Annotated in this window: 6 protein-coding genes and 1 pseudogene; all 7 read right to left on the bottom strand. The window is 43.9% G+C overall.

Annotated elements, in window-relative coordinates; translation table 11 throughout:
- Nucleotides 1-365 (bottom strand): annotated as a pseudogene (locus BG32_RS16795) (beta-galactosidase); the annotation flags it as partial.
- Nucleotides 366-463: 98 nt separating this feature from the next.
- Nucleotides 464-1,831: a beta-galactosidase gene (locus tag BG32_RS13475; protein ID WP_259459748.1), complete on the bottom strand. Its 1,368-nt coding sequence runs from the start codon at nt 1,829-1,831 to the stop codon at nt 464-466.
- Nucleotides 1,828-2,646, bottom strand: a complete 819-nt coding sequence (locus BG32_RS13470) for a carbohydrate ABC transporter permease (RefSeq protein WP_006487393.1) — start codon at nt 2,644-2,646, stop codon at nt 1,828-1,830. The genes BG32_RS13475 and BG32_RS13470 overlap by 4 nt, the downstream gene beginning before the upstream one ends.
- Nucleotides 2,643-3,515 (bottom strand): carbohydrate ABC transporter permease, encoded by an 873-nt coding sequence (locus BG32_RS13465; protein ID WP_006487391.1) that lies wholly within the window; start codon nt 3,513-3,515, stop codon nt 2,643-2,645. The genes BG32_RS13470 and BG32_RS13465 overlap by 4 nt, the downstream gene beginning before the upstream one ends.
- 53 nt (nt 3,516-3,568) lie before the next feature.
- Entirely contained in the window at nt 3,569-4,786 is a 1,218-nt protein-coding gene (locus BG32_RS13460) for an ABC transporter substrate-binding protein (protein ID WP_039882262.1), read from the bottom strand.
- A gap of 16 nt (nt 4,787-4,802) precedes the next feature.
- The gene (locus tag BG32_RS13455) at nt 4,803-5,753 is read right to left on the bottom strand and encodes a LacI family DNA-binding transcriptional regulator (protein ID WP_006487387.1); all 951 of its coding nucleotides are present in this window, start codon (nt 5,751-5,753) and stop codon (nt 4,803-4,805) included.
- A 405-nt stretch (nt 5,754-6,158) separates the two neighbouring features.
- The coding region (locus BG32_RS15890; RefSeq protein WP_220660342.1) for a hypothetical protein at nt 6,159-6,378 on the bottom strand (220 nt) is incomplete at its 5' end.

The raw sequence follows: 6,378 nt of genomic DNA, 5'->3' as shown, positions 1-6,378 counted from the left end.
TTAAGAGTGTAGTCCTTCCCACCGACTTCCATTGTTATGCTATGTGGAAAAGGATTTTGAAGAATCGTGTTAGATTCGTCCTTAATAACTCTTCCAGGCCCACTTGCTTTTCTTTCTATTCCGGCTTCAATAAGAAGAGTTTGGAAAGACCCGATTTCAGGAACTGTGCTCAAGTAATACATGTTCGCTCTCTTTACTAGAGCAGGATGATTAGTAAAAGGCCCATTTAGATAGACGGCAAGTACCTCACAATCTTCGCTCGGGAGAATTTTCTCTACAACAAAGGAGCCATTGAAAACATGGTCGGTAAAAGATATCTCTACTTTCGTCTCAATTCCTCCTGCATCAACGACTCTAAGACCCATTAGTTCAGTGATAAAACTTTCTTCGGTCTTCCTGATGAAATTGCGCCCATCTTTTTGATCCGTAAGAGCCGTGAAGAAAATATCCCCTTTAAACTTCCTCAGCTCTTCGACGAAGCATCGTTCAAGTTTGAAACTTGAAGGAACGAAAGCCAGTAAATACCTTCCAATGAATCGCCGGGAAAAACGAAATCCACGTTATAACCAAGACTTCTAACTGACTTATAGACCGGCAAAATTCCGTCTATCAACAAATCGAATTTGTTGTTCAAATTGTCCGTATCATTTATCCAAAAATTCTCATAGTCAATGTAAATCGCCGCTTCTCTTTGTGGAAAAACAACACTCCAGTCTTTTAATTCTTCTATAGCTTTTGAAAAAGCTTGTGCACGTTCGGTGGGTTCACCATCATAGTCGATTAATCCAGTATGAAATTGCTCTGAACCAAAAGGCAGTTGCCTGAATCTGAAGATCAGCGATCCGAATGCACCGTGTGCAAAAGACTGCTTTACCCAAAATGACAGCTGACTGCTTTCGTATGAAGGATTCACAGTGCGCCAGTTAACCCTTCCTGGCTGTTGTTCCATGACGAGAAAGGGCTGTTTCTTGAGGGAGCGCATCAGATCATGGTTGAGAGCTTGAAGATCTGGATCGTAATCCCCTACAATGTAGTTGTCCCATGATACGAAGTCGATAGAGTCTGAAAGCTTTTTATAGTCTATTTCCGTAAAGTTTACCATAAGATTGTGGGTTATAGGTGCTTCGCTCTTTCTCATGATGATCTCCCTCTGCAGATTATGATAGTCTATCGCAGAATCAGAGGAAAATCTTTTATAATCTAGTACCAGGGAAGGGTTTGGCGAAGTAAGAGTCCTTCTCGGCGGTTCTATCTCTTCCCAGTCATTGAAAATCTGACTCCAAAAAACCGTTCCCCAAGCTTTGTTAAGCTTATCGATTGAACCATACTTTTTCTTCAGCCAAACTCTGAATGCAACCGCACAATCCTCGCAAAAGCAGACTGTAGAATTGTGACATCCAAATTCATTATCGATTTGCCATGCAACTATCCTCGGATCGTTGCCAAAGTGATCGGCAAAAGCCTCGACTATTCTTGATGTCTCCTCACGATAGATCTTCGAGTTGAAACAGTAATGCCTTCTACTGCCACTTGCTATGACGAGTCCGTTGACATCCTTCTGAAGTATCTCAGGGAACTCTTTCGTTAGCCAGGGTGGAGGCGTACAGGTAGGAGTTCCCATAATCACTTTTATTCCTTCTGAATCGAGAAGATCAACCGCTTCATCGAGAACGGAAAAATCAATTTCGCCTCGTTTTCTCTCGACTACGCTCCAGGAGAATTCTCCTATCCGTACTACGTTGATCCCGATTTCTCCCATTGTTCTTACGTCTTTTTTCCAACGCTCACGAGGCCAGTGCTCCGGATAATAAGCCGCTCCAAACCAATTCATCCCTTAACACTCCCAACTGTAAGTCCTTCTATGAAGTACCTCTGGAAAAGAAGAAATACTACCAGAGGGACGACTGCTGCAATTATAGACCCGGCAGCCATAACATTCCAGCTCGTAATCCACTGACCCTGAAGATTTACAAGACCTAAGGTAACAGGCTTGAATCTGTCGCTTTGTATCAGTATTAGAGACCAAAGATAGTCGTTCCATATCCATGTGAACTCGAGAATTCCCAAAGCTGCCATAGCAGGTACTACGAGCGGTAAAACAATTCTTCTGTATATCAAGAAGTGACCGGCTCCGTCAATCATCGCAGCGTCGAATATACTTGCAGGAATTGTCTTCATGAAGTTCCTCAAAAAGAAAGTGCAGAAACCAAGCTGAAATGCAATATGAAAGAGAATAACACCGATATAGCTATCGTAGATTCCGAAAGAGATCGACATACGATATACCGGTATCAACAGCATCTGAAACGGAATAAGCATGCCGCCCACAAAAATCATCAAAATAGTTTTGGAAAGTCTGAAATCGTACCATGCCAATGCAAATGCGCCCAGACTGGAAAGAAACAGCGCGCCAAGAACGGAAGGCACCGTAATTATAAATGTATTCATAAAGTATCTGCCCATATTGGCGTCCTGCCAAGCAGTTGCGTAATTCTCGAATCTCAGTTCTTTTGGTGGTTCCCACCATCTTCTTCCCATCATGAGTTCATCCATGCTCTTCACTGAAGTAAACATCGTTATGACAAAAGGCATTAGCCAGACTAGCACCAGGAGGGTGGCGAATATGTAGAAAAGGGTCTTCTTCATTCGTTTCCGACCTCCTTTTTCAACACATTCCGCATATATACAACAATGAATACCAGAGTAATCAAGAACTGAATTGTTGCAATTGATGATCCGTAGCCCATCCTGTAATTATTGAATGCCTTAATGTACATGTAGTTCGCCATCACAGATGATGAGTAGAAAGGTCCGCCGCGTGTCAGAACATAGACAATATCGAAAGCCCTGAGAGAATCGATAACGCTTACCGTAACGGCCACAACGGTCGCTGGCTTGAGCATCGGAAGCACGACGTTCCAGAATCTCTTCCAAGGACCAGCGCCATCAACCGTGGCAGCTTCAACTAGTTCCCTCGGAACACCCTTAAGTCCGGCAAGAAAAAGAACCATAGCGTAAGAAATCTGCCTCCAAGACGCTGCCATTATCAGAGAGTAGGTTACTACGGAGGGGTCGCTCAACCACGAAACGCCTTTGAATCCCAGCAACGCCAAAAAACTGTTCAAAACGCCGCTTCTTGGCTCGAGAATCCAGGACCAGATCTGTCCAATGACAACGAACGAAAGGGTCATAGGAAGATAGACAAGTGTCTTGTAAAGCTTGTTTCCCCGAAAGTTCTGGTCTAGAAGAAGAGCAATCCCCAGGCCCGCAGGTACGCATACCACCGCAAATCCAATCAGCCACTTAATATTGTTGATCAAGGAAACAATGAAATATGGGTCTCTGAACAATTCTCTGAAGTTGTCCAGGCCGATAATATCTTTGGACATCGAGACCCCGTCCCAGCTGGTGAAGCTGAGAAGAAGCGTACTGATCAATGGATATATGACCCATATAGAATACATCGTAAGAGGAAGGGCAAGGAAAGCCCATGGAACCCATCTCTTGCTTCTCATTATTTCCTCCAAATGAAGGGTGGGTCCTGCCGACCCACCCTGTACAGAAAGCCTTATTTGTAGATTCTGTTTCGTTCGGCTTCGAGATTCTTTAGAATCGTATCGAGTCTGGAAGGGAAGGTCATGAATTCCACAAAGCCGTTCATTCCTGCATTAGCCATTTCTGGATCGGTATCCCGATCGTAGAACTGCATTACTCCGTCAGATGAAAGTATCATTTCCAGGCCTTTCTTGGCATGGTCGTCCGGTGCGGGGACATGCTTATTGGCAGCCAATCTTCCAAGTTCCGTGGCAAAGTATTCTTGCGCTTCCTTCGAAGCGATGAATTTGAGGAATGTCTTGCCTGCCTCTTTGTTCTTGGCATTTGCCGGCATCATGAAGCCGTCGATTGGTGTGTCTTCGTAAAGACCAAGATTACCATCAATAATTGGGAACCTGAAGAAGTCAAGATCATCCTTCACATCAGGTGGAGCAACATCCTTTATGAACTGCCCCATCAGGTACATGCCTGCTTCTCCTGTGAAGAGATAGGTGGCAGCTTCCTGCCATGTGTAGGACGTTGCATCCTCAATGAAATAACCGTTTTCTACAAGCTGTTTCCAGTACTCGAAAACCGCCTTCATCCCATCGTCAGTATATGGGATTTCTCCGTTTGTCAGCTTTAGAGCGTAATCCATTCCGTTAACTCTCATGTTCAGGTAATCAAAGACCCCGGCGGCAGTCCATAGATACTTTGTCCCAATGGTTATAGGGATCATGTCATTTGCCTTCAATGTCTCACAGACGTCCAGAAATTGCTTCCAAGTTAGGGGTACGGTGATCCCCAGTTCTTCGAAAACGGACTTTCTATAGTACACACCCCACCAGTACCATGATTGTGGCAGGAAATAAATACGATCTTCGTAACTAGAAGCGCTAACAAATGCCTTTGGGAAATCTGCTTCAAATCCATTCTCAAAGATATCATCAATTGGTTCGAGAAGATCCTTGCTGGCAAAATACCTCATTCTTTCACCAGCAAACCAGGTGACAACGTCAGGCGGATTTGATGAAGTAAGCCATGTTCTGAGAAGCACTTTGAAATCCTCATGTGCAAACGTGTTCACGGTTACCTCAAAGTCCGGATACATTGATTCGAACTGTTGTACAAGTTCCTCAAAAACTCTCTTCGGTTCCGGGTCAGACATATAGGAATTCACAACCAGTTGTTGAATCCCCAAGCCTACCAGAGCCACCGAAACGAACAGAATGACCAACAAAACTCTTTTCACTTTCGCCACCTCCTGTTTACGCGCTCTTGCGTCGTATGAATTCCGGTGTAAAGACCATTTTTCTTACCTCGTCTCCCAATATTGTCTTGAAAGCTTCTTTCACCATGCTACGAATCGGAATTCTTAAAGTTGTTATGCCAGCAATTTCGGCCATATAAACATCGTCATAGCCAATAACCTTAACTTCACTTCCTAGTTCTATTCCCCTTTCTTCCAATGCCTTCATCACTCCCAGAGCCATCATGTCGTTGTAGCAAAAGAAAGCCTGAGGAAGCTTCTGCATTTCACTAACAGTTGCGCAAGATGCCTTCCAATCAACCTCACAATATATCACTCTGTCTTCAGGCACGTGTCCAAAACCTCTCATAAACCCTTCCATTCTTCCTCTTGTAGTAAACTTGCGAGGATTCCCCATCATCATTACAACATCGTTAATTCCAACGCTCTTGAGATAAGCTCCTGCCTTCGCCGCACCTGTGATTTCATCGATGGAAACCTCCGAAATTTCGTCGTTTTCAAAATGAACGCCGAAGGAAACTATGTCTGTTCCCGAATTAATCACATCAATTAAGTGAGAGCTCTCATACCCCTCAGGAGCCACCAGGATTGCATCAACCTTTATGTCCAGAAGCGACTTTATAGCCTTTCTCTCCTGATTAAGCTTCTTGCTTGTGTCTGAAACAATAATGGCCATATTGTTCTCTTCAGCAAGGTCTTCGAGATCTCCAACCACCTGTGAATAGAATGGGTTCCTGATATCGGAGACCACTATCCCAATTCTGCCAGTCTTTCCACCCCTGAGAATTCTCGCGTCTTTGTGAGGCTCATAGCCCAGCTCACTTATTGCTCTTAGGACTCTATTTCTGGTTTCATCGCTTACCGAATCCTTGGAGTTGATCACTCTGGATACTGTCATCATGGATGTCCCGGCTTTTTTTGCTACTTCTCGCAAGGTGGCCCTTTTCACAAACGATCCTCCTTTGCTTGTTAACGTTAACAGTTAACGTTAACATTATACATCCGATTATTCGGTTGATTAAACCCGTATGCTCCTGATCCGGATGAAAGAGGAGGAATCTGGATCGAATGAAGGCAATTTTCTTTCTTAGATGCAAGAAAACGACGTGAATGATGGTTTTTCACTGGCGTTAGGAAGATATCTGGACTTTCGTGCTGAACTGATTTTTATGAATTAAGCAGGATTTCCGCAGTTTTAGCTTTCAGTGCTCATGCCTTAATTTCTTGAGTTTCTTGCTTGTTCACCTTGAAAGCCTGGTGAGTTTGAGCTAAGGCAGTTGTCGATATGGCAAATTCCTAAGATAATCTCGAGAGACGATCTAGAAGATCTTTTGGATGCCTGAAGGCGAAATGATTATAAGACGAAGCTAACCCTCTGCACGGTCGGAGCAAGATAGAAGCGAATCGTTGCTGTCTTTGAACAAGAAAAAATCAGAGAAGTTGTTGGAAATCTTCCGTAAAGCTGCTGATCTACAAGAAGAGTTTGAATCCATGAGAAATTCTTTCTCTTTGAGTCAACTCCATACAAGCATTTTGGATAGTTGGAGTTGCAGTGTGCCAAGAAGGCGAAGAAG

The sequence above is a fragment of the Mesotoga sp. HF07.pep.5.2.highcov genome (genome assembly GCF_003666285.1).
Taxonomy (GTDB): Bacteria; Thermotogota; Thermotogae; order Petrotogales; family Kosmotogaceae; genus Mesotoga; species Mesotoga prima.
This window is presented reverse-complemented; position numbering and strand designations above follow the sequence as displayed.

Bases quoted from the DNA above. Each gene is read 5' to 3' on its own strand.
- BG32_RS13475 (WP_259459748.1), bottom strand. From the start codon at position 1,831: ATGAATTGGTTTGGAGCGGCTTATTATCCGGAGCACTGGCCTCGTGAG.
- BG32_RS13470 (WP_006487393.1), bottom strand. From the start codon at position 2,646: ATGAAGAAGACCCTTTTCTACATATTCGCCACCCTCCTGGTGCTAGTC.
- BG32_RS13465 (WP_006487391.1), bottom strand. From the start codon at position 3,515: ATGAGAAGCAAGAGATGGGTTCCATGGGCTTTCCTTGCCCTTCCTCTT.